Origin of the sequence: Azospirillum melinis (assembly GCF_013340935.1) — a bacterium.
In the GTDB taxonomy this organism is placed as follows: Bacteria; Pseudomonadota; Alphaproteobacteria; order Azospirillales; family Azospirillaceae; genus Azospirillum; species Azospirillum melinis.
Genome location: NZ_WHOS01000073.1, coordinates 1 through 24,363 on the forward strand (window position 1 = coordinate 1; position 24,363 = coordinate 24,363).

General features: G+C 68.7%; 21 protein-coding genes and 1 pseudogene. 19 read left to right on the top strand and 3 right to left on the bottom strand.

Annotated elements, in window-relative coordinates; genetic code table 11:
• Positions 1–81: 81 nt before the first annotated feature.
• The 17 genes from GBZ48_RS31470 to GBZ48_RS31555 all read left to right on the top strand — a co-directional run bounded on the left by GBZ48_RS31470 (position 82) and on the right by GBZ48_RS31555 (position 20,723).
• Positions 82–438 carry a hypothetical protein gene (locus GBZ48_RS31470; protein ID WP_174474612.1) on the top strand — a complete coding sequence of 119 codons (357 nt, stop codon included), beginning with the start codon at positions 82–84 and terminating at the stop codon, positions 436–438.
• Positions 439–450: 12 nt separating this feature from the next.
• Positions 451–900 (top strand): phage tail tube protein, encoded by a 450-nt coding sequence (locus GBZ48_RS31475; protein WP_174474613.1) that lies wholly within the window; start codon positions 451–453, stop codon positions 898–900.
• A gap of 143 nt (positions 901–1,043) precedes the next feature.
• Positions 1,044–1,517, top strand: a complete 474-nt coding sequence (locus tag GBZ48_RS31480; RefSeq protein ID WP_174474614.1) for a hypothetical protein — start codon at positions 1,044–1,046, stop codon at positions 1,515–1,517.
• Positions 1,518–1,569: 52 nt separating this feature from the next.
• Positions 1,570–2,493: a hypothetical protein gene (locus tag GBZ48_RS31485; RefSeq protein ID WP_174474615.1), complete on the top strand. Its 924-nt coding sequence runs from the start codon at positions 1,570–1,572 to the stop codon at positions 2,491–2,493.
• Between the two features lie 65 nt (positions 2,494–2,558).
• Complete coding sequence (locus GBZ48_RS31490) at positions 2,559–2,903, top strand: hypothetical protein (RefSeq protein WP_174474616.1); 345 nt, start codon at positions 2,559–2,561, stop codon at positions 2,901–2,903.
• 2 nt (positions 2,904–2,905) lie between these two features.
• Positions 2,906–3,511: a hypothetical protein gene (locus tag GBZ48_RS31495; protein ID WP_174474617.1), complete on the top strand. Its 606-nt coding sequence runs from the start codon at positions 2,906–2,908 to the stop codon at positions 3,509–3,511.
• 33 nt (positions 3,512–3,544) lie between these two features.
• A complete protein-coding gene (locus GBZ48_RS31500; RefSeq protein ID WP_174474618.1) occupies positions 3,545–12,379 on the top strand; it encodes a phage tail length tape measure family protein in 8,835 nt (2,944 codons plus the stop codon).
• Positions 12,380–12,382: 3 nt separating this feature from the next.
• Positions 12,383–12,778: a phage tail fiber protein gene (locus GBZ48_RS31505; RefSeq protein WP_174474619.1), complete on the top strand. Its 396-nt coding sequence runs from the start codon at positions 12,383–12,385 to the stop codon at positions 12,776–12,778.
• 3 nt (positions 12,779–12,781) lie between these two features.
• Positions 12,782–13,876, top strand: a complete 1,095-nt coding sequence (locus GBZ48_RS31510) for a hypothetical protein (RefSeq protein WP_174474620.1) — start codon at positions 12,782–12,784, stop codon at positions 13,874–13,876.
• 2 nt (positions 13,877–13,878) lie between these two features.
• Positions 13,879–15,429: a hypothetical protein gene (locus tag GBZ48_RS31515; protein ID WP_174474621.1), complete on the top strand. Its 1,551-nt coding sequence runs from the start codon at positions 13,879–13,881 to the stop codon at positions 15,427–15,429.
• Positions 15,429–16,196, top strand: a complete 768-nt coding sequence (locus GBZ48_RS31520; RefSeq protein WP_174474622.1) for a hypothetical protein — start codon at positions 15,429–15,431, stop codon at positions 16,194–16,196. Before GBZ48_RS31515 ends, GBZ48_RS31520 begins: the two co-directional genes overlap by 1 nt.
• A complete protein-coding gene (locus tag GBZ48_RS31525; RefSeq protein ID WP_174474623.1) occupies positions 16,196–17,737 on the top strand; it encodes a hypothetical protein in 1,542 nt (513 codons plus the stop codon). Before GBZ48_RS31520 ends, GBZ48_RS31525 begins: the two co-directional genes overlap by 1 nt.
• The gene (locus tag GBZ48_RS31530; protein ID WP_174474624.1) at positions 17,737–18,345 is read left to right on the top strand and encodes a hypothetical protein; all 609 of its coding nucleotides are present in this window, start codon (positions 17,737–17,739) and stop codon (positions 18,343–18,345) included. The genes GBZ48_RS31525 and GBZ48_RS31530 overlap by 1 nt, the downstream gene beginning before the upstream one ends.
• Entirely contained in the window at positions 18,345–18,716 is a 372-nt protein-coding gene (locus GBZ48_RS31535) for a hypothetical protein (RefSeq protein WP_174474625.1), read from the top strand. Before GBZ48_RS31530 ends, GBZ48_RS31535 begins: the two co-directional genes overlap by 1 nt.
• Before the next feature lie 75 nt (positions 18,717–18,791).
• A complete protein-coding gene (locus tag GBZ48_RS31540) occupies positions 18,792–19,400 on the top strand; it encodes a hypothetical protein (protein ID WP_174474626.1) in 609 nt (202 codons plus the stop codon).
• A gap of 82 nt (positions 19,401–19,482) precedes the next feature.
• Positions 19,483–20,181, top strand: a complete 699-nt coding sequence (locus tag GBZ48_RS36995; RefSeq protein WP_211105955.1) for a glycoside hydrolase family protein — start codon at positions 19,483–19,485, stop codon at positions 20,179–20,181.
• Positions 20,182–20,270: 89 nt separating this feature from the next.
• Positions 20,271–20,723, top strand: a complete 453-nt coding sequence (locus GBZ48_RS31555) for a hypothetical protein (protein ID WP_174474627.1) — start codon at positions 20,271–20,273, stop codon at positions 20,721–20,723.
• A gap of 702 nt (positions 20,724–21,425) precedes the next feature.
• Here GBZ48_RS31555 and GBZ48_RS31560 read toward each other — a convergent pair.
• From GBZ48_RS31560 to GBZ48_RS31570, 3 genes are all read right to left on the bottom strand, one after another.
• The gene (locus tag GBZ48_RS31560; protein WP_174474628.1) at positions 21,426–22,016 is read right to left on the bottom strand and encodes an acyl-homoserine-lactone synthase; all 591 of its coding nucleotides are present in this window, start codon (positions 22,014–22,016) and stop codon (positions 21,426–21,428) included.
• A gap of 81 nt (positions 22,017–22,097) precedes the next feature.
• Positions 22,098–22,961: a helix-turn-helix transcriptional regulator gene (locus GBZ48_RS31565; RefSeq protein ID WP_343049745.1), complete on the bottom strand. Its 864-nt coding sequence runs from the start codon at positions 22,959–22,961 to the stop codon at positions 22,098–22,100.
• A gap of 97 nt (positions 22,962–23,058) precedes the next feature.
• Positions 23,059–23,514: a hypothetical protein gene (locus tag GBZ48_RS31570; RefSeq protein WP_174474630.1), complete on the bottom strand. Its 456-nt coding sequence runs from the start codon at positions 23,512–23,514 to the stop codon at positions 23,059–23,061.
• Between the two features lie 161 nt (positions 23,515–23,675).
• On the opposite strand from GBZ48_RS31570, the pseudogene GBZ48_RS37105 reads away from it, so the two are divergent.
• A pseudogene (locus GBZ48_RS37105) lies at positions 23,676–23,885 on the top strand (helix-turn-helix domain-containing protein); the annotation flags it as partial.
• Between the two features lie 50 nt (positions 23,886–23,935).
• Complete coding sequence (locus GBZ48_RS37110) at positions 23,936–24,154, top strand: ogr/Delta-like zinc finger family protein (RefSeq protein ID WP_425486030.1); 219 nt, start codon at positions 23,936–23,938, stop codon at positions 24,152–24,154.
• Positions 24,155–24,363: the final 209 nt, after the last annotated feature.

Below are 24,363 nucleotides of genomic sequence, written 5' to 3' on the forward strand. Positions count from 1 at the left end.
GGTGATGGCGCTCCCGGCAGCGTTCTTGACGTGCAGGATCCCGGCCCCCGCCCGGCGGCTTTTTTCGTTGGAGACCGCCAGATGGCCCAGCTGCCTGCCCAGACCCCGAGCGAGACGGGCGCCGCTCTCACCTATTCGCCTGCCGCCAACGGCGACAGTTTCGCCAACACGGGCGCCGAGATCCTGCACGTCAAGAACGCTGCCGGGAGCGCCATCACCGTCACCGTCCCGTCGCGCAACACCGCGCCGGAGGTGCCGGGTTACGGCCCGGTGGCCAAGCCCGACCGCCAGGTGATCGTCCCCGCCGGCAGCGACCGGCTGATCGGCCCCTTCCCCACCAAGGCCTTCAACAACCCGGCGACCAGCCGCGTGTCGCTGACCTTCTCGTCCACCCCCAGCGTCAGCGTGGCGGTCATTGCCCCGCGCACCGCCTCCTGAGGAGCCTGATCCATGTCCGTGACCACCTCGATCGAAGCCCAGGCCGGGCGCCTTTTCACGCTGAAGATCAGCGACGGCGCCACCCCGTCGCCGACCCTGTTCACGATCGGCGGGGCGAAAAGCACTCGCATGACCTTGAACGCCGCGCCCGTCGACATCACCAACGTGATGAGCAACGGCTGGAAGGAATACCTGCCGGGCGGCGGCGCCAAGGAGCTGTCCGTCAGCCTGCAGGGCATCTTCGACAGCCGCACCACCGGCGCCCGCAAGGTCTGGGACGCCGCCATGGCCCAGGGGGTCGGCGGTTATCTCGAGGCCCAGCTGATCTCCGGCCACGGCGACAGCTTCGTCGGCACCTTCGTCATCGAGCAGTACGAGCGTTCGGGCGAAGACAGCAACGCCGAGCAGTTCAGCTGCTCGATCAAGTCGTCCGGGCCGCCGGTCTACATCCCGGCCCCGTAAGGCCCTGCCCTGCCCTTCCCTGACCCGGACCAGGAACACCCGTTGGCCGCAAGGCTGACCGCCCACGCGAGGCGCGGGGCGGGGCGTCCGGGATACGCCCTGCCCCTTCGCGACGAACACGTGTCTATCCCGGAGACGAGATCATGGACAACCAGTCCACCCCCTTGGCGGCCCAGACGGCCACCGACGCCCCCAAGCGCGCCGATCGCCTGAACTGCCTGCGCCTGGCCGTCGACATCGCGACGATCAATCGGCACGGCAGCTCCTTTGAGGTCGCGAGCGTTGAAAGCGTCCTGCGCGATGCCGAGGCCATGTATCGCTTCATCGAGTTCGGTGGCGTGACCCACGCCGTCGTCATTGGTGAATGCGGTCCGGAGCTGAAAGCCGCCATGGCCGCGGCCACTCCGGGAACCCTCACGCTGCTCCAAAGTGAGCCGGCCCCTGACGCCTCCGTCACCATCGAGCGCCGCGGCGACCGCTTCTCGGTCTTCTCCCCGATGGGCGCCATCAACGGCATTCCGCAGGCGATGGGACAGGCTTTCCGCCCCGACGAAACCCCCGAGCAGTGCCTGCAGGGCGCGCTGGATTTCGCCCGCGAGCGCCTGACGGCCTCCTGATCCCCGCCCCTTTCCTTCTCCACCACCCGTCTATCCCGGAGACGATTCCATCATGAGCACCCTTCCCCTGTCCGTCGGCCAGTACCGCTTCGACCCGATCGCCAATGAAGGCCGCAACCGCCGCGAAATGCTGGCGGTGGCCGAGCAGAAGGTGGACGAATCCGCCGCCGGACTGACCGTCGCCCGCAAGGCGGCCGATGCCGCCGAGGAGACGGCCGCCAAGGCCAAATCCGACCTGGAGGCCCTGCTGGCGCTGAACACCGACAGCGAGCAGGACAAGGCCGTCATCGCCGCTGCCCAGGCGGCCGCCGACGCTGCGGCCGAAAGCGCCGCCAAGGCCAAGGGCGAGGCCGACGCGAAGGCCCAGGAGCTGAAGACCGCGCAGGAACTGATCGAGAGCCTGCGCAGGGCCCTGGAACAGATCGAGGCCGATGCCCAGAAGCGCACGCTGCGCCCGGTCTACATCCTGCGCGTCCCGAACTTCCGCCTGCAGGCGCAGTTCGACCAGTGCTACTTCGACGTGCCGGTTGCCCCGAGCGACCGCAAGCTGTGGCTGGCGATGAAGGCGGTGGTGCAGTCGCGGGGTGCCGAATATGGCGTGACTGCCGACAGTCCGGACTTCCAGGCGCTCGACAAGGCCTTCCGCGAGAGCGGCAACGCCAAAGTGCCGGCGGCGGCGATCCCGCTGTTCGAGGACCTGTTCACGCAAACCTGCGAGGCCGAGGAGGTCCGCAGGGTCCTGAAGCAGCGCAAGGCACACAGCTCCGGCATCACCATGCTGCGCCTGCGCTTCTACGTCGCCGGCCTCGAAGGCCTGCCCGGCGCCGAGACCTTCGCCGTCCAGCGTGGCGCGAGCGGCGATGCCGAGCTGGCGACCGAGGACAGCATCGCCCTGATCCCGCCGTCGGACATCGACGCCATCCTGGCCAAGCTGGACGAGCTGGCGACCACCCGGGGCCGGGAGGGAAACTCCTAAGGATCGCCGTCGCCGTCGCGACCGATCCGACGCGCTTCGACGGCGACTCCACCGGGCCGTGGCGGGTGGGGGCGGAAACCTACCGCACCAACCCCCGCGACTGGCTGGAGCCGTGGTGCTGGGCGATGCTGCGCCTCTGGCGCCTGTCCCAGGGCGGGATGGGCGCCGGCCATCTGCCGGAAGCCGGCGGGACGATGGACCAGCCCACGAAGATGATCGAGGCCTTCGCGCTGATGAGCGCGTTCGAGGCCGAACTGCAGGCCAGCAAACAGCCCGGCATCATCACCCGCACCGACATCGAGGACATCCGGGCCGGCATCGACCGCGCTCTGGAAATCTATCCCGATGGGGTGGCCACCGGCCCGCTGCTGGCCGCCATCCAGAAATCCCGCAACAAGGAGGCGGCCTGACCATGGCGCGTTCGCCCTTCATCGACCGCGCCATCCGCGTCATGCGGCAGGGCGCCGAAGACGTCGTCCAGCGGGCGCTGGTCGACACCGTCAAAACGGAGTTGAGCCGCGTGCTGACAAGCGCGCGGCCCGACACCTTCGAGCAGTGGATCGACGGGCGGCCGAACGCTGCGATCGAACAGATCAAGGCGCACGGAGTCGCCTATTTCGAGTTCAGCTACATCCGGACCATCATCGGCTTCGCCGCGGCCCAGCTGCGCGAACTGTCGCCGGAGGATTTCGTCCACCCCGACCAGCGGGTGTTCCGGGAATCCCACCTCCTGTTCTGTGACGGCCGCGAGGTCGGCACCCTGACCGAAGGCGGCGACACCTCCTTCATCGACCGCCTTTCCCCGCGGTCGGAGTTCGTCATCACCAACAGCCAGCCCTACGCCGGCAAGATCGAGCGCGGCCAGTCCGACCAAGCGCCCAACGGCGTGTTCCGCCTGGCGGCGTCGACGGTGTCCCGCCGCTACGGCTCGATCGTCACCAGCCGGTTCCTGTGGCTGCGGATGGAAGGGCTGGACGAGGCCCAGGGCTATCCCGCCATCGCCATCCAAGCCCGCTGATCGCCGCCACTTTTCCCCACACGAGGCACCTCCATGGCCGAAGAGAAAATTGCGTCCCTGACCGTCGACGGGTCGGGCGCGCTGTCGACGCTCGACCAGATCGATGCCCGCATGGAATCGGTGGGGGACAAGGTCGAGACCAACGCCCGCCGGCTGGCCAGCTACGGCAAGGAGTTCGCCACCATCGCCCGGTCGCTGGGCGTCTACACCGACAGCTTCGAGAAGGTGAAGCGCGTCCAGGAGGCTGCCCAGCGTGCCGTCGATGCCGGCCGGATCAGCCAGGAGCAGGCGAACCGAATCACGGGCGAAGCCAAGCTGCGCTATGACGAGACGGCGCGGGCGGCCAAGGCGGCGGCCGATGCCCAGGTCCAGGCGGCGACCGAACAGGCCCGGGCCTCGGCTGCCTTGGCGCAGGGTCTGGAACAGGTGCGCCGGCAGTACGATCCGGCCTATGCCGCCGCGGCCAAATACAAGGACGAGGTGGACCGCGTCTCCAAGATCATGGAGGCCGCCGGCGTCACCGGACACGAGTATGCCGCCACGCTGCAGGCGGTCGCCAATGCCCTGGACCCGGTGACCCGGGCCGAGCGGCAGCGGGCCGAGGAAACCGCCCGGGCGGCCGAAACGCAGACCCAGGCCCAGGCGGCGCTCGCCGACGAGCTGGACCGCGTCCGCACGCGCTACGACGCCAGCTATGCCGAGGTGAAGCGGTACGTCGAGGAGATGAACCGCGTCACGCGCGTCCTCGAGCTGGCCAACGTCGCCGAACAGGAACGCGCCCGCATCCTGGGCGAGGTGGCGGCCGCCTACGACCCGATGATCCGGGCGGAGCAGGAGCGGTCCGACGCCGAGCAGCGCGCCCAGCAGCAGGCCGAACGCGCCACCCAGGAGATGATCGAGCGGGAGCGCGCCACCCAGCGCGCCGCCGATGCCCAGGAGCGCTTCAACAAGCTGCTGGGAGTTTCCACCGGCGCTCCGAAGTCCTCGGCCGCCCGCTCCGCTTCCACGTTCGAGGATGCCGATCAGGAGGCCCAGGCGCTCCAGCGGCTAATCGACAAGCTGGACCCGGCCGCCGCGGCGCAGCGCCGTTTTGCCGAGCAGCAGAAGCAGCTGGACGAGGCCCTCGCCGGCAAGAAGATCGATGACACCCAGCATGCGCGGCTGACCAAGTCACTGAACGATCAGCGCGACGCCTTCACCGGCGCCGCCCGCAGCGCCACCGCCCACACGCGCGCCCTGCAAATCCTGTCGCCGCAGCTGTCCGACATCGCCGTCCAGGCCTACAGCGGCACCAGCGCGCTAACCATCCTGGTGCAGCAGGGGCCGCAGATTTTCGACGGCCTGATGGCAGCCGGCAAGGAGGCAATCGTCGCCGCCGGCCGCTTCGCCCTCGTGGCCGCGCCCGTGCTCGCCATCGGCGCCGCGCTGGGCGTGCTCGCCTATGGCGCTGCCCGCTTCAATTCCGACATGCGGGAGTTCGACCGCACCGCACAGGCGACCGGCAACGCCGCCGGCGTCATGTCCGGGCAGTTCGCCGACTTCTCCGACCAGATCGCCGCCACCGCCGGCGTCTCGCAGGCCTCCGCCCGCGAGATGATCACCGCCTTTGCCGGCACCGGCCGCATCGGCGCCGGCATCATGTCCGATCTGACCAAGGCGACCAAGGATTGGGCGCTCCTCACCGGCCGGGACACCGACGAAGCGAGCGCCGATCTCGCCAAGCTGTTCAGCGACCCGGCCAAGGCCGTGGACGAGCTGACCAGCCGCTACGGCCTGTTCGATGCGGCGCAGGCCCGCGTCATCAAGAACTACCAGGCCCAGGGCAACCTGGAGCGCGCCCAGCAGCTGCTCCTGCAGGGCCTGGAGAACCGGGCCGCCGGCGCCGCGGAGAAGCTCGGCGCGATCGAGCAGGGCTGGCGCAACCTCAAGAAGTTCGCCTCCAACGCGGTGGACGAACTGGCCCGACAGGAGCAGGGGCCGAGCCGGCAGGAGCAAATCCAGCGCCTGCAATGGTCGCTGAACGGGTCCGGGGGCTATCTCACCACCGCCGGCCGCCGGGCCGACGAGGACGAGCTGGCCCGCCTCGAGCAGCTGGAGCGGGACGACTCCATCCAGGGTTGGGCCAACGGCGTGCGCGCGGAGTTCGTCCGCGTTTCCCACTCCATGGACGAGTTCGCCCGCTCGGTCGATCCGGTGATGGCTGCGCAGGAGGCGCTGGAGAACCGGACGAAGCAGGTGGCGCGGGCCGAAGAACTCGGCGCGGTGTCCAAGCAGGAGGCCATCCGCCTCCTTGAACTGTACCGTCGCCAGCTTGTCGAAACGCTGAACCCAGCCCAGGCATTCGCCGAGGAGACGGAGCGGCAGGCCCGCGTCATGGAGGCCGCCGCCGGCCGGGCGCGCGAGTTCGAGCAACAGCGGCAGCAGATCCTGAAGCAGCGGGGCGCCAAGCCGGGCGACAGCCTGACCGCCACCGAAACTGCGACCACCAACGCCACCCTGGACCGCAAGTATGCGGCCGAGGCGACCGACCGGCACCGCACGGCGCAGGAAGCGATCATCGACGCCCGGGCGCTTGCCACCGCCACCGCGTCGCTGTCGCAGCCGGCCATCATCGCCGCCCAGGCCCAGGCGACCTTCTTCAAGGTGTTGCGGGAGACCAGCGACTGGAAGAAGGCCGACCAGGCGGAACGCGACGCCTACGAAAAGGGCATGATCGAGTGGTCGGCCCAGGTCGACGCCTCGGTGAAGTCGTCGGAGCTGGCGGTGGCGGCCGCGCGCCGGCTGGCCGCGGCCCAGGCCCAGGGCGGCGACATCGCCACGGCGGTGGCCCAGGCCCAGAACGTCTACGCCGATCAGGTGGCGCGCGGCGTCGACCCGGTCCGCGCGCTCGCCCTCGCCAATGCCGATCTGCAGAAGTCGCTGGCCGCCCTGTCCGGCCAGCAGGCGGCCTGGAACCGCGATCTCGCCGAACAGATCGCCGCTGCCAGCCGGCTGGCCGACGCCGAGGGCGTGTCCGCCGCGGCCGTCGCCGAAGCGACCATCCAGAACAAGGTGCGCGCCCAGGTCCTGAAGGAAGGGGTTTCGGCCGAGAGCGACCGTGCCCGCGCCATCGAGGCCGGCACCCGGGCGCTCGAGGCCCAGAATGCCGTCGGCCGGGTCAACGCCACCATCCGCCAGGGCAACCGCGACCTTGCCCTGGCCCGCGCCGAATACGAGCTGCTGGGCGCCAGCAACGCAGAGCGGGAGCGCGGTGTCGCCATCCTGCGCGCGACGCAGGAGGTGCAGGACTCGGCCGACTGGCAGGCGGTCCCGCAGGCCTCCCGCGATGCCTGGGTGGCCCAGGCCGGGGCGGTGGCGGAGTACCAGGCCCGGGTTGCCGACGCGACCGAGACCAGCCGCAACTTCGCCTCGGCCATCGCCACCGGATTCGAGGACGCGCTGCTCTCCGGCGCCAAGCTGACCGACACGCTGAAGTCGCTGGCCAAGGACATCGAGAAGGTGTTCCTGCGCGGCTTCGTCACCAAGCCGCTCGAGACCTGGGTTCAGGGCACGATGACGAAGTTGCTGTCGCCGACGCCGGTCGGGGACAGCGCGGTGGCGCCGGTCAAGGCCGCCGATCCGGGCGGCAACCTGGCGCGCTTCCAGGAGCTGGCCAGCCGCGCCGGCGCCAGCCCGGTGCCGGTCCTGGTGACGAACGCCTCCGGCTTTGCCGGCCTGTCCGCGACCAACGCCACCCCCCTGCCGGTGGCGGTCAAGAGCGCCGCCGGTCTGGAAGGGATGGCCGACCAGATCGCCGGCAAGTACGGCCTGGACGCCAACCTGTTCAAGGCGGTCATCACCCGCGAGTCGTCGTGGGACCCGAACGCGGTGAACCCCCGGACAGGTGCTGCCGGGCTGGGCCAGGTGATGCCGGCCAACTGGAAGGCCTACGGCATCACGAACCCGGCCGATCCGGCGCAGAACCTGGACGCGGCCGCGCGGATCCTGAAGGAGCACCTGGATCGCGCCGGCGGCGATGTGTCGAAGGCGCTCTCGACCTACAGCGGCCACATCAAGACGTCAGGCGACGCCTACGTGTCGGCGGTGATGGCGACCAAGGGCGCCTACGACCGCGGCACCACCGCCATGGAGACCGCCGGCCGGGCCACCACCGGGGTCAGCGATGCGCAGGAGCGCGCCCTCCAGGTCCAGCTCGACGCCATCGAGGCCCAGCGCAGCGCCACCGACAGCACCCAGACCCTGACCGCCACCCAGCAGTCGTGGGTGGACAGCGCGCTGGGGATGACCAGCGCCACCAAGGACGCCTCCTCCGTCATCGAGGTGCAGAGCCGCGCGGTCAGCCACATTGGCGAGGGCGCCATCAGCGCCGCCGACGGGCTGACCCAGGCCGGCGACAGCGCGACCAAGTTCGGCGACGCCGCCACCGACGGCGCCGACACCTTCCTGGGCGGCATCCAGAAGCTGCTGGGCGGCGCCGGCGATTGGGTCAGCGGCCTGTTCGGCAGCAGCAGCAGCAGCAGCGGCAGCGGCCAGCAGCAGCGGGTGATCCGCAACGCCGACGGCAGCACGTCCTTCGCGCCCGCGTCCCAGGGTGCTGGCGGCAGCTGGCTCGACACCAAGGTGTTCGGCTCCGGCGAGACCGCGCGGCCCGACGCCTCCTTCGTCGGTCCGATGCCGCAGCAGTCCGGGATTGCCGGCTGGAACCCAAGCTGGGGCCAAGTGCTGCAGGGGGTCGGTGGCGTCGCGTCCGGCGCCATGATGGCGACCCAGAAGGGCGCCACCACCGGCCAGCAGATCGGCGGCGGCCTCACGGCGGCCGGCGGCATCGTGTCGCTGATCCCCGGCGGCCAGATCGTCGGCGGCGTCATGATGGCGGCCGGCGCCCTGTTGAGCGCGGTGTCGGGGGCGAAGGACAGGGGCGAGAAATACTCGATCTCGCACATCACCCTGCAGGGCAACGGGAAATACGCCTTGGGCGCCTATGCCCAGGACAATGACGGCGACCCGACCCGCTTCAACGCCGATGCCTCGAAGGTCGCCAAGGGTCTCAACGACATCATCGCCCGCCTCGGCCTGACGGCAACGGCCCAGGACAGTTACATCGACAGCAAGAACAAGAGCGCCGAGCAGGCCGCCTTGGACCTGCTGAAGAGTATGAAGTCCGGCGTGCCCGAGGTCGCCTACGCGCTCGCCCACGAAAGCGCGGTGTCGCTCGAGGACATGCTGTCGCATCTGGAGTTCGCGAACAGCTTCGACACCCAGGTCAAGGCGCTGCGCAGCTCGATCAGCGACCTGTTCAGCCAGTTTCAGACCGGGGTTTCGAGCGCCAACACCTTCGGCAAGTCGCTGCTGGACGTCATCGACAACGCCCAGACGGTGTTCAAGGTCAGCTCCGGCGCCAAGCTGCCCGGCTTCGCGACCGGCACCCTGTCGGCGCCATCGGGCTATGCCGTGGTCGGCGAGGAAGGCCCGGAAGTCGTCCGGCTCGCCGGCGGCGAGCGGATCTGGGATGCCCGGCAGAGCGCCGCCATGCTGTCGCAGATGGGGCGGCGCGGCGACAACACGCTGATCCATCTGCGCGGCAGCGACGAGCTGGCGGCCGTCCGCCGGGCGCTGGGCACCGCCGGCACCATCAACCCCACCACCGGCCTGCTCGCCTTCGAGGATGGCGATGGAAACGGTGGCGGCGGCCCTGGTGACGGTGGCGGCACCGCATCGGGCCATGGCGGCGAGAATGCCGCCCATGGCGAGGTCAGCAGCAGCACGGCCGACCGGGATTCCGCCTATGGCGGCGGCTGGGGTGACAGCCACGGCGGCGGTGGCGGCGGCCTGGTCGACACCATCAGCGGGTGGGTCTCGACCGTCACCGGCTGGATGGCCGCGGTCGCCGGCTGGCAGGCCGACACCACCGAGAACACCCAGGCGCAGACCGAGGCCCTGGCGGCGGTCGCCGGCCTGACCCCGACCGCGGTCGCCGCCGCCCTCTCGGCCACCGCCCAGGTCGCCGGCACCGGCCTGACCGGCATGTTGGAGGCGCTGACCGGGGAGAAGGGCACCGCCGCGGCCGTCAGCCACGATTACGGCGACCAGACCAGTGCCGTCGCCGGCACGGCCGGCACGATCGGCGAACGCGCCATGGCGGCAGGCGGCGGCCGCGGCGGCTTCTGGCAGAGCACCACGTCGGCCGCAGAGATCGACAGCACGCTCGCCGCCCTGGCAGCTGCGCTGAAGGCCGATCCGACCGGCAAGCTGACCAACGAGATGGTCGGTTCGGCGCGGGTGGGCGATCCCGGCTCCGGCGGGATCAGCGTGCAGGAACTGGCCGACAACCCGTCCTGGATCCTGCGGAACGAAGTCGGCGACCCCGCTCTGGCCCTGAAGGAGTTGGACACCGCGGCCCAGCAGCTGCTGGCCAGCACCGGCGCCATCCCGGAGGTTCTGCAGCGCGCCCTCGATGGCGCCAACGCCAGGGCGGCGGCCGTCGGCATTCCGACCGCCACCGCCGCCCGCCAGGTCCAGGAGGAACAGGCCCGGCAGAAGGCCGAGGCCCTGCAGCAGAAGTTCGACGCCGTCGGCTTGGTCAAGGAGCGGGTGGCGGAGCTGAACGGCATCGTCGCCAGCCTCGGCAACAACACCTTCTCGCCGATCGGCAAGGACTTCGACGCCCTCGCCGCCGACATGCGGAAGGCAGCCGATGCCTATGTCGCCGCCGGTCAGGCGGTGCCCGACGGCCTGTTCGGCGCGATGAAGCAGATGGAGGCGCTGGGCGCCGCCCGGAAACGGCTGCTGGACGAGGTGGCCGGCGTCACCATCGAGACCAGCCCGGAAGAGCAGAAGGTCGAGCAGCTCCGGGGCAAATGGAGCAACACCGCCACCGATCTGGTGAAGGCCTTCGCCGCCGTCGGCATCGTCGGGACCGAGCTGGCAGCCAAGCTCAACGAGGGTTTCGGCAACGCCCTGAAGAAGGAGCAGAAATCCTACAGCGACGGCCTGGACACCGCCTATCGCAAAGCCAAGGGCGAGGAGGGGTATGACAGCGCCGTCGCCTTGATCGACGGCTACAAGACGAGCCTGAAGGACGTCAACGCACTCTGGCCGGAAGGTACGGAGCGCACGGCCCAGCTCGGCAAGGTGACCGGCACGCTGACTGCCAACATGGAGGGCCTGGTCAAGTCGGGCAGCATCACCTCCACCAGCCTGCGGCAGATCATCAGCGCCTTCGCCGACACGCCGGCGGTGGTCGACGCGGCGACCGCGGCGCTGAAGAAGCTCGATGACGCCACCGCCGAGGCGGCCCGCTCCTTCAACGCCGGGGTCGATTCCCGGATGCACGCCGCGCTGGGCAACAGCCGCGGCTCCGGCCTGATCACCCTGGACGAGCAGCAACGCCAAGAGCTGAAGACCGCCCAGGAAGCCGGCCGCGACACCACCCAGCTGCAACAGGTCCAGGCGGCCGAGCGGGCCTCCCAGGCCTTCCAGCTGGCCCAGCAGGACATCCTGGGCGCCTACGATCAGCAGATCAGCGCGCAGCAGGACGTCATCACCGCGCTGCAGGACGGGGCGGTCGCCGCGGCCACGGTGGCCCGGCAGTTCCGGCAGGCCTTCGACAGCCTGGCGCTGACCGACAGCAGCCCCTTGAGCGACCTGGAGCGGTTGAAGGAGGCCCGGCGGCAGTTCGAGACCGCCTTCAGCACCGCCACCTCGACCACCGCCTCCGACGCCGAGCGTACCGCGGCGCAAACCCAGCTGCAGCAGCTCGGCCCCCAGCTGGTCCAGCTCGCCCGCGCCTACTACGCGACGTCGGACAGCCAGGACTATCAGCGTGTGCGGGCAGTGTTCGATCAGCTCGGCACGCTGACCGGAAGCACCGGCGGCGAGACGCCGGAGAAGCAGCTCGAGGCCGCGCAGAACACGCTGAAGGAGCTGCAGCGGCAGCGGGCCGACGCCGCGGCGATCGGGCAGCGGCAGTATGGCGCATTGAGCGACCTGAAGAACGTCCTCGACCAGTCCTACGCCTACTGGCAGGCCACCCTCGGGCCGCTGCTCAATCGGACCGGCGGCACCGACACCCGGCCGCATTATGCCGCCCCGGCGGCGGTGCAGACGGCGTGGGACGGCCTGTCCAGCGGCCAGCAGACCGGCATTGCCCGGGCGATGGGCTGGACAGGCAACTTGGACGACGCCTTCAACATCTGGCTGGCCACCGACAAGGGGCGGGCCTCGACCTTCGAGAGCTATACCCAGCAGGTCGCCGGCGGGCTGCACTTCAGCGCGTCCGACCGCGTCATGACCGCCTGGGACGCTCTGACCGCCGCGCAGCAGGCCGATGCCGCCCATGAAGCCGGCTATCAGGGCGGCGTCGATGCCGGCCTGAACGCCTGGGCGGCACTGGGGCACGGGTCGGCGCTGGAAGCCGCCATCCTGGCCAAGGCCAAGGCCGCCGGCATCCCAGGCTTTGCCCGGGGCACGCTCAACACCCCGCCGGGTGCGGTGTGGGTGGGCGAGCAGGGTCCGGAGCTGCTCTGGCAGGGCGGTGGTGCCGCGGTGGCCAGCTCGGCCGACAGCCTGCGGATCGCCTCCTCCTTCACCGCCGCCAACGACCGGCTGCCACCGGGCATCGCCGATCTGCGCCCGTCCACCGGGATGAGCGAGGCGGCCCTGCGCAACCTGACGGCGGAGATCAGCCGGTCGCGGGCCGAGGCCCGGCAGGACACCCGCACCATCACCACCACCATGGTCGAGATGATGGAAAAGCAAATCGGCGTGCTGCGCGAAGAGAACGCGGAGTTGCGGCGGCGCGTCGACAAGCAGGGCCAGGAACTCCGCATCGCCTTGTCCTCACCCAACTACGTAACGAAGGGAAAATAAGCCATGCCCATGTCCAACTACCTCCGGAACAAGCTGCTCGACCACGCCAACGGCAAGACGGCCTACACCATGCCGGCGACGGTCTACCTGGCAGCCCTGACCTCGGCATCGACGGTGGCCGGTCCCGGGACCGAGGTCGGGACCGCCAGCACCGGCTATGCCCGCCAGGCGATCACCGCGACCATGACGGCTGCGTCCAATGGCGTGTCCTCGAATGCCGCTAACATCGTGTTCGGACCGGCCACCGCGGCCTGGGGCACAATCAGCGATTACGCCATCTTCGACGCGGCCACGGGCGGGAACATGCTCTGGTTCGGCACTATGCCGGCAGCCAAGACGGTCGCTGTGGATGACGAATTGAAGATGGCCGCCAGCAAGCTCTCCCAGAGCCTGAGCTAAAGGATGCTGGGCGCCGCACCGCTCGGCGCCGCACCGCTCGCAGCGGTTGGCGGCGGAGCATCCTATGAGGTCAGCGGGAGCCTGCAGGCGACGGCGGCGGTCACTGCGGCCGCCGCCGTCGTCTCCTACAGCAGCGCGCCGATCGTCGCGTCCAGCAGCTGCTCGGCTGACGGCGTCCGCTCGGCCGGCGTCGCCGGCAACACGGTCGGTGCCGGGACGGTTGGGGCGGTGGCAGCGCGGGCGCTCGGGGTCAGCGGCACTGCCGCGGCCGTTGCGGTCAGCACCGCCGCCGGTTCGCTGCGCGCCGGCGCCACCGCCGTCAGCGCCGGGACCGCGGCGATCGGCGGCACCGCGACGCTGACGGCGGCAGTCGCGGCGGTAGCGGTCGGGACCTCCGGAGCAGCCGGCACGGCCACCCGGGTGCAATCCGGCAGCGGCAGCACCATCGCGACTGGCGGCATAGCAGCGATCGGGACCACGGTCGGGGCCGGAATTGGCGCACTGACCGGCACGGGATCGGTTGCCGGGGCCGCCGGTTTGACCGCCGGGGCCACAGGCGGCCTCCCGGGATCCAGCGGGATCACCGCGGCGGCCTCCCGCGTGGCGGCAGTCAGCGGAACCGCGGCGGCCTCTCTCTCCGCTACGGTGACTGCCGGCGCCGTGCGTGGGGTCAGCGCCACCGCTGCCGGTACCGGCACGGCAACAGCCATCGCCGGCCGCGTAAACGCCTCCAGCGCGGCACTCACTGGCATCCTGACGGTGTCCGGCAAGGCAATCCTCACCGGCGCCGGCAGCGGCACGCTGACCACCGCCAGCTCGACGGGCGCGACCGCGTCGCGCGTCGGCGCGGGCAGCGGCACCCTGTCCGCCTCGCTGATCGGCACGGCCACCGCCGGCGCCGTGCGCGGCGTCAGCTCCACCGCCGCTGGGACCGGCACAGTGACGGCCATCGCCGGGCGCGTGAATGCCGCCACCGGATCGGTGTCCGGCCTGTCGGTGGTCTATGGCTTCGGCGAACTGCCGATCGAGCTGCTGACCAACGGACGGCACCGGCTCGTCTACACCCTCACCGCCACCATGCGGCAAATCCCGAGGTAGGCATGCTCGGTCAGATCATCGCTGATGCGCCTCTGGCCGCCGGGCCGGAACAGGCGGTGGCGGCTCCTGCCGCCCTCCTGACCCTCTATTCGGCCACCGAGGACTTCGAGACCAGTTTCGGAGAGACCCCGGAAAACACCCTGTTTCCGGGCACCCTGCTCTCGCCGCTGCGCGTCGAGCGGTCGCTGGTGTCCGGCCTGCTGGGGGGCACCGTCGCTGTGTCATACGGCGAGGCGGAGCTGGTCGGGGTCGACCGGACCTATGACGACATCGTCCAGGACTTCGACGTCGCCGGCCGGCCGATCGAGATCAAGGTGGGCGCCCCGGATTGGCGCTTTGCCGACTTCATCACCCTCTTCGACGGCACGGCCTCCGGATGGCGGGCCGACGAAGACAAGCTGATCGTCCAGCTGCGCGGCTGGGAGTTCCTGCTGGAGGTGGCGTTCGAAAGCCGGACCTTCGCCGGCACCGGGGGACTGGCCGGCACCTCCGACCTGGAAGGCAAGCGGATCCCGGTGGCGTTGGGCTGGCTGAAGAACGTCACCCCCGCCTTCGTCATCCCGAACGAGTTGCTGTTCCAGGTCCATGGCGGCCAGGTCAGCGACATCCCCTTCGTCTATGTCCGCGGCGCAGCACTGAACAAGGGGCCGGACTACCCCACCCCGGAGGCCCTGCGGGCGGCAACCGTGCCGGCGAACAGCTTCATCACCTGTCTGGCCGCTGGGCTGTTCCGCGTCGAATACCTCAATGACCAGGAAAAGGGGGCGGTCACCTGCGACGTGAAAGGGGCGGTGATCGGCGGCGTCTTCCTGGAGACGACGGCCCAGATCATCGGCCACATCCTGCAGGACCGCGGCGCGGTGCCGGCGGTCCGCATCGCCAGCCTGTCCGGCGCCCCGTGGCAGTTTCACCGGCCGGTCGGCTTCTATGCCGGGCCGGAGGATTCCTCGACCTGTGCCGACGTGACGACCAAGCTGCTGCGCGGCTGCTGCGGCTGGGGCGGCTTCAGCCGCAAGGGGCTTTTCTCGCTCGGCTCGGTCCGCCTGGCGGCCGGCCCAGCCGTCGGCATCTACGAGGAACCCGACATCAAGTCGGTGGTGCCGGTCGATCTGCCGGACGAGCTGGCCACGCCGCCCTGGCGGTGGCGCGTCGGCTATGACCGCAACTGGACGGTCCAGACCAACGACTTGGCCGGCCTGGTGATCGAGGACCGCAAGAAGTGGCTGAAGGAAGAGCAGCGTCTGGCCGAGATCACCAACCCCACCACGAAGGCCTTCTACCAGAAGCCGGGCGATCCGGACCCCGTTGACGCCTATTTCCGCGACCGCGACGACGCGCAGCGCTTGGCCGAAGAGCTGGAGATCCTGTGGCGCTCGCCCCGGGGCCTCTACCGGGTGACGCTGGGCAACCAGGCCTTCGCCCGCGAACTCGGCGACGTGGTGCAGATCACCTATCCCCGCTGGCGGCTGAAGCTCGCCCCCTCGGCAACCGTGGTGGCGATCTCTGAAGACGCCGAAGACGACCAATCCGAAATGACCGTACTGGTGGCCTGATGAACACCGCTTTCAAGATCGGCTATCGAAACCTCGCCGACACCGCCATCCTGGCCGCAAGCGCCCAGGTCGGCACCAAGCCCGTCACCCTGCTGGTCGACCCGCACCCGGCCCGGCGCTGGTCCGCCGGCCTCACCACCGTGGCCTGGGTGAACCTCACCTGGGCCGCCCCGGTGACGATCGACTGCGTCGCGCTGATGCGCAGCAGCCATGGCGGCACCGGCCGGTGCCGGGTGACCGCCTCCCACAGCAACGGCGGCACCGACCTCTACGACAGCGGCGACGTGCCGGCGCTGGTCGACCCCCGGTTCGGCTATCTGATCCACGTCCTGCCGGCGCCGGTGACCACCAGCACCCTGCGCCTCTACCTCTCGGACCCGTCGGTGCCCGAACTGCGCGGCGGCCGCCTGTTCGTCGGCCCGCTGTGGACGCCCCAGCATGCGCCGGCGCTGGGGAAGGATTTCGGGCGGGCACCGCTCGCCACCCAGACGGTCGGCCGCGGCGGCCAGACCTTCATCGGCCGCCGGGCCAATCCCCGGGCGACCTCCTTCACCCTGGCTGCACTCACCCCGGCCGAGGAGCGCACGCATCTGCGCGAGCTGCAGCGCCTCTGCTCCATCGAGGACGACATCCTGGTGATGTTCGACGCCGCCGACCCGAACCCGGGCGACGTGAGCCTGTGGGGCATCGCCAAGGATCTGCAGCGGCCGCGGCAGGACAACCACCAGCAATTTTCCGCCACCTTCACCATTACGGAGAGACTGTGATGCCCACCGTCAAGGACAGGGTCAAACAGACCACCACGAGCACCGGCACGGGGACGGTTGCCCTGACCGGGACGGTGCAGGGCTTCCAGACCTTCGCCCAGGCCGTTCCGAGCGGCACACAGGTCTATTACTGCATCGCCGACGGCACCGATTGGGAAACCGGCATCGGCACCTTTACCGCCGGTTCTCCGGGGTCCCTGTCGCGGGACACCATCCTCGACAGCTCCAACAGCAGCACCTTGGTCAGCTGGGGCGTGGGCACAAAGGACGTTTTCATCACCATTCCGGCGACGGTGATCAACAACGCCGCTGGGCTGGTCTGTGTCGAGAAAACCGCCAACGGGCCTCTGGTCAAGAGCCAGAGCTTCATCGCCAACAGCGCATCGCGCCTGTCTTTCCCGCTGCCGTCCACCGCGGCGGTGGGAGACCGCTTCGAGGTGATCGGCAAAGGGGCCGGCGGGTGGCAGATCACCCAGGCAGCTGGCCAGACCATCCGCTACGGGACCCGCTCGACTTCAGCGGTCGCGAATGACGGCATCATGGCCACCAACCGCTACGATGCGGTGGAGCTGGTCTGCACCGTCGCCAACACGGAGTTCGTGGTGGTGGATGCCTCCGGTCAGCCGTCGGTGGTCGGTGAGACCGGATACACACTGTCTGTCCACACCGGCGGCCAGTTCACCCCGACCACCTATCCAACGCACACCATCTTTGCCTACAGCATGACCAGCGGCTCCATGCGCTCGGTCGGCACGTTGGCGACGGCCAATCTGATGGCCACCTGCGCGGTCCATGACGCCAACACGGCCTGGACCATCGCCGGCCAGCTCATTGCTTGGAGCACCGCAACCCGTGAGGTGCAGAGGTTCCCGTTCGCCACGGAGACCGCGGCGGTCACCGCCTCGCAATCGGTCAACGGGGCGAGCAGCAACGGCCTCGGGGTGGACTCCAGCGCGGCCGTGAACAAAGGCTTCCGCATGCGCTGGTATCAGCCAGACCTGGGGAATGCTTTCAACTACGTCGAGAAGCTCACCTATACCACCGAGGCAATGGCGGCCAGCTCGGCCTCGATGGCGTCCACCGCCGAGCGGGCGGGCGCCATGATGACCGGCACCCTGTCCTACATCTATTGCCCGGACCGCTCGAACAACATCGCCAAGTTCGACAACAGCACCGAAACCCTCGCCTACGATTACCGATATCCGGACAATTCCGGCACGGAAGGTTGCTCGTGCAGCCAGAGCACCTCCAAGGGCTACCGGCAGGGCGGTTGGAACAACAGCAGCATCAATGCCTTCACCTTCGCCAGCGAAGCCGCGGTGACCATTGCCGCGACAACCCACACCTATGGCTACAGCGCCAACCATTGCAACGCGACCAAGGCATTCTGTGTGGGCGGGACGCCGGCCGGCTATTGGTATGGCAGCACCAGCGTGCGGTCGCTGACCTTTGTGTCCGAGACCTCGAACACCGAGGCCGCCCTGACCAACAGCTTCAACCGCTACAACGACAACTCGGTCCAGAACGGAGGGTATTACTGATGGACATCGACCAGCTCGAAAGCGAAATCCTGACGGCGGCCGAGCATGTGCCCTTCGGCAACTCCTGCTTCCAAATCGCCGCCTTTACCGGCGGCACGGAGGGCGGCCCCACCACGCCTGCCCGTCGCGTCCGCAGCCTGCTGCTGAACCTGGACAGCAAGATCCAGGCGCTGCGGGAGGCCCAATACAAGCGGGAGGAATCGGTCATCGACATGGACGAGGCCGATGCCAAGCTGGCGAAGGGCGATCTGGACGAGTTCGACGCCCGGCGCATGCAGCTTCAGCGAACCCGTGCGGCCAACAACATCCAGCGTGACGACAAGCTGCTCCGCGACTGCATGATTGAAATCCAGGCCATGTACGCCGAGTGGAAGAGCCTGCCGCCGGTGACCAGCCGGGAGCAGTTCGAGCAACAGGAACTCGGCTACTGGATCAACCGGCTGGCGGGTAACGCCACCCTACAGATCAAGGCCAGCGGCCGGATCGACTTCGGAACGTTGGAGGCCCTCAAGCAGATCGGCGTCACCGATGCCGCGGACACTGCGGGTGGGCTTCAGCTGGCTGGTCCGGCCATCGAAACCTACCAGCGCCAGATCGGAGGCCGGTGATGGCCGTTCGCTTCTACGTGTCCTGCCGCCCCTTGCTCTGGCAGGGGGCCTGGATGACCCCGAACACCCTCTTGGCCAGCTCCTTCACAGGGATGCCGCTGCGCTTCGTCAGCCTCGCATGGCGGCCGGAGATTGACGGCCGCATGCTGTACCAGATCGACGTCGATACGCTGGAACACCGTAGCGTCGTGATGGAGGCCCTGACGTGGTTCGGCTGCCACGCGAAGACGCTGGGCAGTGCCAAGGAGCTGGCGGAGCTGGTGACCGGCCAGAGCTACGATCTGAACGGTGACCCGGCCGCCATTTACTGCTCCGACAGCGAGGGGCTGATTGCCCCTGAGCCGGGACCGATGGTCCCGCCACCGGCCTGATCGGCCGCGACAACACTCCAAACCTGACCAACCGGGCGCCCATCGAGGCGCCATTTTCATTTCGGGAGACCATCCATGTTCGACCTGATCTGGCCGGCCGCCGCCGGCTGGCTGACCGCGCACGCCCACCAGCTGGGGCTGGCGGCCCTCGCCCTGGCCATCGCCCATCGCGAACGGGGCCAGGGCCACAGCTGGCTCGGCACCACCGGCGCCCGCATCCTGTTCTGGGCGCTGCCGATCGGCGCCACCGTCTACCTGCTGCTGGCCGGCTTGGCGCTCGATGCCCATGCCGCCCTGCTCGCCGCCGCCTGCGGCGCGGCCGCCTATGTCGGCATGGCCGGAATCCCGCACGGAGCCGGCCAGAACCTGCTGGTGCCGTGGTCGGTCACGCCGACCACCATCTGGCCGGAAGATGACACCCTGTTCGGCATCACGCGGCCGGAGCGCCTGGGCTATCTGCTGACCGCCGGCATCGTGCGGCTGTGGCTGATCTCGCTGCCGTTGGTGGCCACCCACCCCGCGGCCCTCTGGCTGCCGATCGGCGGCGTCGCCATGCCGATCGGCTACCTGATCGGGACGCGGATGCCACTGCTGGGCTGGCGGCTGACCCGGGCCACGGAGTGGGGAGAGCTGCTGACCGGCGCCGGCTTCGGCGTGGCGATCGCCACCGTCCTGCTCGTCTGACCACCTCCCCCACCCCATCACCCACCGCCGCCCGGCAGCCCGCCTGGCGGTTTTTTTATGCCCGCACGGAGGGGCACCCATCATGATCGCAAAGCCGTTTGTCTCGCTGGCCACCATCGCGCTCGTCCAGCACTTCGAGGGCCTCTACCTCGAGGCCTATCTCTGCCCGGCCGGCGTGCCGACGATCGGGTACGGCCACACCGCCGGCGTCGAGCTGGGCCAGGTCATCACCCGGGTGAAGGCCGAGGAGTTTCTGCTGGACGACATGTCGAACGCCCTGGCCCAGGTCGACGCGCTGGTGAAGGTGCCGGTGACCGACGATCAGCGCGGCGCGCTCGGCTCCTTCACCTTCAACCTCGGCGCCGGCAACCTGGCCAGCTCGACCCTGCTCAAGCGCCTGAACCTTGGTGACGTGGACGGCGCCGGCCGGGAGTTCGCCCGCTGGACCAAGGCGAAGGTGGACGGTCGGACCATCGATCTGCCCGGGCTGGTGGCCCGCCGGGCGGCCGAGGCGGCGCTGTTCGCCGGCGGCGACTGGATGGCGGCCGCGGGCACCAGCTCGGGCGGCCTGCATCAGTCCCAGCGCCAACCGCAGATGGCCCCGGCGCCGGCCGGCGCCGAGGCGGACCGCGTCATCGCCATCCAGCGCAAGCTGGCCATCACCGCCGACGGCATCTACGGCCCGGCGACCACGCGGGCGGTGCAGACCTGGCAGCGCAACAACGGCTTGGTCGCCGACGGCATCGTCGGGCCGCGCACGGCCGCCGCCATGGGTCTCTGACCCGCTCCCTTCATCCAGGTCCTCTGCCACCCACCCGGCCGCCGGCAGCCCGCCGTGCGGCCCTTTTCATGCCCAGGAGGGGCATCATCATGGATCTCGATCTCCTCGCCACCCTGCTCGGCGGCCACCCGGGCCTGCTGACCGGCATCCTGCTGGCCATCGGCCTCGCCTCGATCGCCGACGCGCTGCTGCCGGTGCCGGCGCCGACGTCGCCCTGGTACCGGGCGCGCAAGCTGATCAGCACCGTCGCCTCGAACGTCAAGAACGCACGCAACGCCGTCTTCACCGCCCAGCCCACCGCGCTGACCGGCATCGCCGGCGCCGCGGCGATCGTCGGCACCCTGGTGCAGTCGGAGCAGCCCGCCGCTCCCACCGCGGCCGCGGCCGCGGCGGCGCCGGCCGCCGGCGAGACGCACGGCGACGCCATCCTGGGCCTGCTGACCACGCTGCGCCCGGACGATCCGGCCGCTTATGCCGCCACCATGGCCCGGATCGCCGACGTCGCCCGCCAGGCATCCGGAGCGCCGTCGCCGGCGGCCTGATGGCGGACTCGAGGAGGGCCGGCCGGCGGCGGTCGGCCCTTACGCCTTGGGGGACAGCCCCCCGGGGGTGGTCCACGCGGTGCTCATGAGCACAAGCGAGAGACAGAGAGCGAGAGGGAGCGCGGGACGCGCAGACACCGTGAGCGAGCGCATGACGGCACGCCCGCACAACGCTATTTTGGAGCGGGCCGGGAATATGGCGGCGCGCTTAAAAAAGGTAACATAATAACTTGTTTGTTGATAACTCTTGTAACTGATTGGCACGCTTGATGAATCAGACTTGCCTAATAAGATAACGGGCGGCAAACGGGTTCGTCACCGAGTTACCGAATTTCCGTCCACACAGGCGGTCAAAATTCATGTATGATTTCAATGACTTGCGAACCGTTACGGAATTTGTGAGCGCGAGTTTTCTTATCGCTGTCACTAAATTTTCCGTTTGATTTCAACGGACTGACATTCCATCCACAGTCCGTTACCTTCTCCCGAAGGCTCCCCCCATCCCCCAAATCCGGCGGCTGGCCGGTGGAAGGGGGCCTCCACCGGCCATCTGAGGCCTCTGCCGGAACATCCCCTTAATGGGAATGTATTCCTTATACACCCTTTCCGGCTGGGTTGTCAGGTCACCATCAGGGGTAAAAAGCGCGACCAAACGGGACAGACGGCCGGTGGCATGGGTGCGATTTGGACTTTTGTCCTGCCCTATGCGGCCACGGCCGCGGCCATCGGCACCAGCCGGTCAACCGTGGTCTGGCTGACCATGATCTCGCCGGCGGCGGTGGGGATGCCGTCGATCGCGCGGGCGGCCTCCTGCAGGATGCGGACCTCGACCCCGTGGCGCATCAGCGTGCGCTTGAAAATGGGGACCGGCATCAGGCCGAGGAAATGGCGGATTCCATGATCCAGCCCGAACTGCTGCACTCCGACGATCAGCGCCTTCAGCGCCGCTTCACGCGCCGCGGCCGGCCGGCCGGCGTCGACGGCGATGCGCGACGCCTCCCAGACGTCCGGCCGCTCCGGCGGCGCATAGGGTAAGAGCTGGGGGAAGACGTCGCGCAGCATGTAGGGCGCGGTGGTCGGCACCAGGCGGCAGACGGCCGCGCAGCTGCCCTGGTCCTCTACGATGATGTAGGCCGCGCGGGGCGTATCGAACTGATCCCATTCGATTCCATCGTGGGCCGGCACGTCGTAGCCGAGGCGGCCGATGAAGGCGTCATGGCGAAGCTGGTGGGATTGGAGCCACAGCTCGCCATAACGGGGGATGGATTTCCACGTAACGGTAACGGTTTGCATGACGATCTCCGTTCATTGGTTGAACGGGGATCGATAATCCACACCAGCGGGCGCAGGGACACACCCGGGTACGTGCGCAAGCTACAGCGCAACAATTCCCAGCTGGATCGCCTTCAAATAGACCTGGGCTTGGGTGGAGCATTTCAGGCGCTTCTTACTGTCCTTGATGCACCAGTAGACGCCGGCCTTGGTCAGCTCGAGCCGCTCGGCAATCTCCTCGACGGACAGGCCGGCCATCGACAGGCGGATCACCTTCACCGTGTTGTCGGACAGACCATGGTCGACGCGGTGGAGCTGGCGCACCCGCTGGTAGGCGGCGAAGAAGCCATGGGCGAGCAGCTCCATCCTGTTGCGCTCGGTCGCGCCGATCCGCCGTTCGTCGCCGCTGGCGAAGCACAGGACGTAGCAGCCGGAGATCGCCCGCAGCGGGATCGAGATGCCGCTGGTGAGACCATGTGCCGCAGCGTCATCGAAGAAGGTGGGCCGGTACGGCCGCAATTCGTCCCAGGTGACGGAGTTCAGCGCGTAGGGCGACATCAGGACCACCGGGTCGATCTTGTCGTATCCCTGGGCGAAGTAATGGGCAATCCAGGCCTCCGGATAGTTCAGCCGGACCGCTGGCGCCGGGCGGTCGGCGAACGCTTCCGGATCACCCCAGAGCGCACCAAAGGCGTAGTAGGGGTATCCGATCTCGCTCGCCACGCTTTCAAAGCGTTGAAATAACTCATCTTCCGAGGCTATGCCCGGAGTGCCTTCAAGGAAGGTCTGGATCGTTTGCCACATCGCCACAGATCCTTGTCTACTATGAATTTTCGTAGTACATCCGTGGTTGCAGAAGTGCCAGAAATTTTCTTCGGGATCGTCCCATGTCACAGCATGAAATTGAAGACATTGTACGCCGGGCGGTGACCGACGTGTCCCCAGAGGAAAGACGGAGATCGGCATATGACCCGCTCGTCGTTCTTTGCGCCCTTGCGATTGTGGCTATCACCGCGGTCGCCATCGTCGTCATGGTGTCGAGGTAGGGACTCGTGCGGCGCGGCTATCCCTTGGCGGCGGCAAGCCGGATCACGTGGGCGAGACCCTTCAGGTCGACGGCCATCGCGGTCTGCAGACGCTGGTCGACTGCCCAGTCATGCAGGGCGAACACCAGCTCGGCGAAGCGATCCGGGGCGAAGGTCACGCCCTCGCTGGCGATCACGGTGGCAAGTGCGCGCAGGACATCACGCAGGACCGCCGGCTGGACGGCGCCGTCGTTGAGGCGGATCGGCACCACTTCCGGCGCGCCGCTGCACAGCCATACGAAGTCGGTGTCGCTCTCCTGCGCCAAGCGCCACAGCCCTTCGATCGGCGTCTTCACCGTGCCGGCGATCCATTTTCGCAGGCCCTCGGTTGTGATCCCCGCCGCCTCGGCCGCGGCCTGCCTGGTTTCGAACTTGTCGGCTACCTCGGCGATGCGCTCGCCCAGCCGCGCACGGAATTCCGTTATGTCGGACATACTCACGTAATCACCCCCGCGTGCGGTTGGCGCTGTGGCGCGCCAACTTTTGTTGGTCCGTTAACTAAGTTTGCAAACTTTAGTTGGCAATTTCGGTAGACGCGCCACGAAATTCTAGGTAAGGGTTCTACTCGTAGAACTACCTGTCGACAAGAATTCCGATGGCGGCGGCAACTGCGGATTGGCCCAGGGCCACGATCAAGGCGCGAGTGATTGAGAAGGGCATGACGCTGCGTAAGATCAGCGTGGATGCCGGTCTCCACCCGCAAGCGGCTTCGATCGCCCTGCGGCGCCCGTGGCGTGCGGCCCAAGAGGCTGTCGCCGCGGCCATCGGTGTAAGGCCTGAGACGATCTGGCCCAGCCGCTACTCCGCCGAGCATGAGGAGGAGGGGTGCGAGGAAGGGACCACACACCGCACACGATGTGCCCGCACTGCGGCACCCGGTGCGACACCGTCCGGACGCGACAGGTCACGTCTCTCTACAGGGAGGTTGTGTACCGATGCCGCAACGCCGACTGCGAGTACCTCTTCATCGCCGGCATCACCCCGATCCGGGAAATCTGGCCGTCGAAGTGCCCGAACCCCGAAATCCTGATCCCGTCCGGCCTTGTGCCCACCCGCACCCCATCCAGGGCTTGATCGGGCGGACTCGGGCGCCTATCGTCTGCCTTGGAGCTGACACCTCCTTATGTGGCTGCTGGCCGCCAGGGCATTCGTGCAATGCGGCTTTTTTCATGCTCGGACTCTGTCCGACGCATCCCCCCCGCTATGGTGGGAGTCCCGCAACCGTAAGGCCGGGGCCTGTCCACATACAGGTGTCAACTCCCACCGCCAGCGAGGCTCTGACA

Bases quoted from the DNA above. Each gene is read 5' to 3' on its own strand.
- GBZ48_RS31565 (WP_343049745.1), bottom strand. From the start codon at position 22,961: ATGCCGATCTCCGTCTTTCCTCTGGGGACACGTCGGTCACCGCCCGGC.
- GBZ48_RS31470 (WP_174474612.1), top strand. From the start codon at position 82: ATGGCCCAGCTGCCTGCCCAGACCCCGAGCGAGACGGGCGCCGCTCTC.
- GBZ48_RS31515 (WP_174474621.1), top strand. From the start codon at position 13,879: ATGCTCGGTCAGATCATCGCTGATGCGCCTCTGGCCGCCGGGCCGGAA.
- GBZ48_RS31540 (WP_174474626.1), top strand. From the start codon at position 18,792: ATGTTCGACCTGATCTGGCCGGCCGCCGCCGGCTGGCTGACCGCGCAC.
- GBZ48_RS31535 (WP_174474625.1), top strand. From the start codon at position 18,345: ATGGCCGTTCGCTTCTACGTGTCCTGCCGCCCCTTGCTCTGGCAGGGG.
- GBZ48_RS31570 (WP_174474630.1), bottom strand. From the start codon at position 23,514: ATGTCCGACATAACGGAATTCCGTGCGCGGCTGGGCGAGCGCATCGCC.
- GBZ48_RS31495 (WP_174474617.1), top strand. From the start codon at position 2,906: ATGGCGCGTTCGCCCTTCATCGACCGCGCCATCCGCGTCATGCGGCAG.
- GBZ48_RS31505 (WP_174474619.1), top strand. From the start codon at position 12,383: ATGCCCATGTCCAACTACCTCCGGAACAAGCTGCTCGACCACGCCAAC.
- GBZ48_RS31555 (WP_174474627.1), top strand. From the start codon at position 20,271: ATGGATCTCGATCTCCTCGCCACCCTGCTCGGCGGCCACCCGGGCCTG.
- GBZ48_RS37110 (WP_425486030.1), top strand. From the start codon at position 23,936: ATGTGCCCGCACTGCGGCACCCGGTGCGACACCGTCCGGACGCGACAG.
- GBZ48_RS31520 (WP_174474622.1), top strand. From the start codon at position 15,429: ATGAACACCGCTTTCAAGATCGGCTATCGAAACCTCGCCGACACCGCC.
- GBZ48_RS31485 (WP_174474615.1), top strand. From the start codon at position 1,570: ATGAGCACCCTTCCCCTGTCCGTCGGCCAGTACCGCTTCGACCCGATC.
- GBZ48_RS31475 (WP_174474613.1), top strand. From the start codon at position 451: ATGTCCGTGACCACCTCGATCGAAGCCCAGGCCGGGCGCCTTTTCACG.
- GBZ48_RS31560 (WP_174474628.1), bottom strand. From the start codon at position 22,016: ATGCAAACCGTTACCGTTACGTGGAAATCCATCCCCCGTTATGGCGAG.
- GBZ48_RS31510 (WP_174474620.1), top strand. From the start codon at position 12,782: ATGCTGGGCGCCGCACCGCTCGGCGCCGCACCGCTCGCAGCGGTTGGC.
- GBZ48_RS31500 (WP_174474618.1), top strand. From the start codon at position 3,545: ATGGCCGAAGAGAAAATTGCGTCCCTGACCGTCGACGGGTCGGGCGCG.
- GBZ48_RS31480 (WP_174474614.1), top strand. From the start codon at position 1,044: ATGGACAACCAGTCCACCCCCTTGGCGGCCCAGACGGCCACCGACGCC.
- GBZ48_RS31530 (WP_174474624.1), top strand. From the start codon at position 17,737: ATGGACATCGACCAGCTCGAAAGCGAAATCCTGACGGCGGCCGAGCAT.
- GBZ48_RS31525 (WP_174474623.1), top strand. From the start codon at position 16,196: ATGCCCACCGTCAAGGACAGGGTCAAACAGACCACCACGAGCACCGGC.
- GBZ48_RS36995 (WP_211105955.1), top strand. From the start codon at position 19,483: ATGATCGCAAAGCCGTTTGTCTCGCTGGCCACCATCGCGCTCGTCCAG.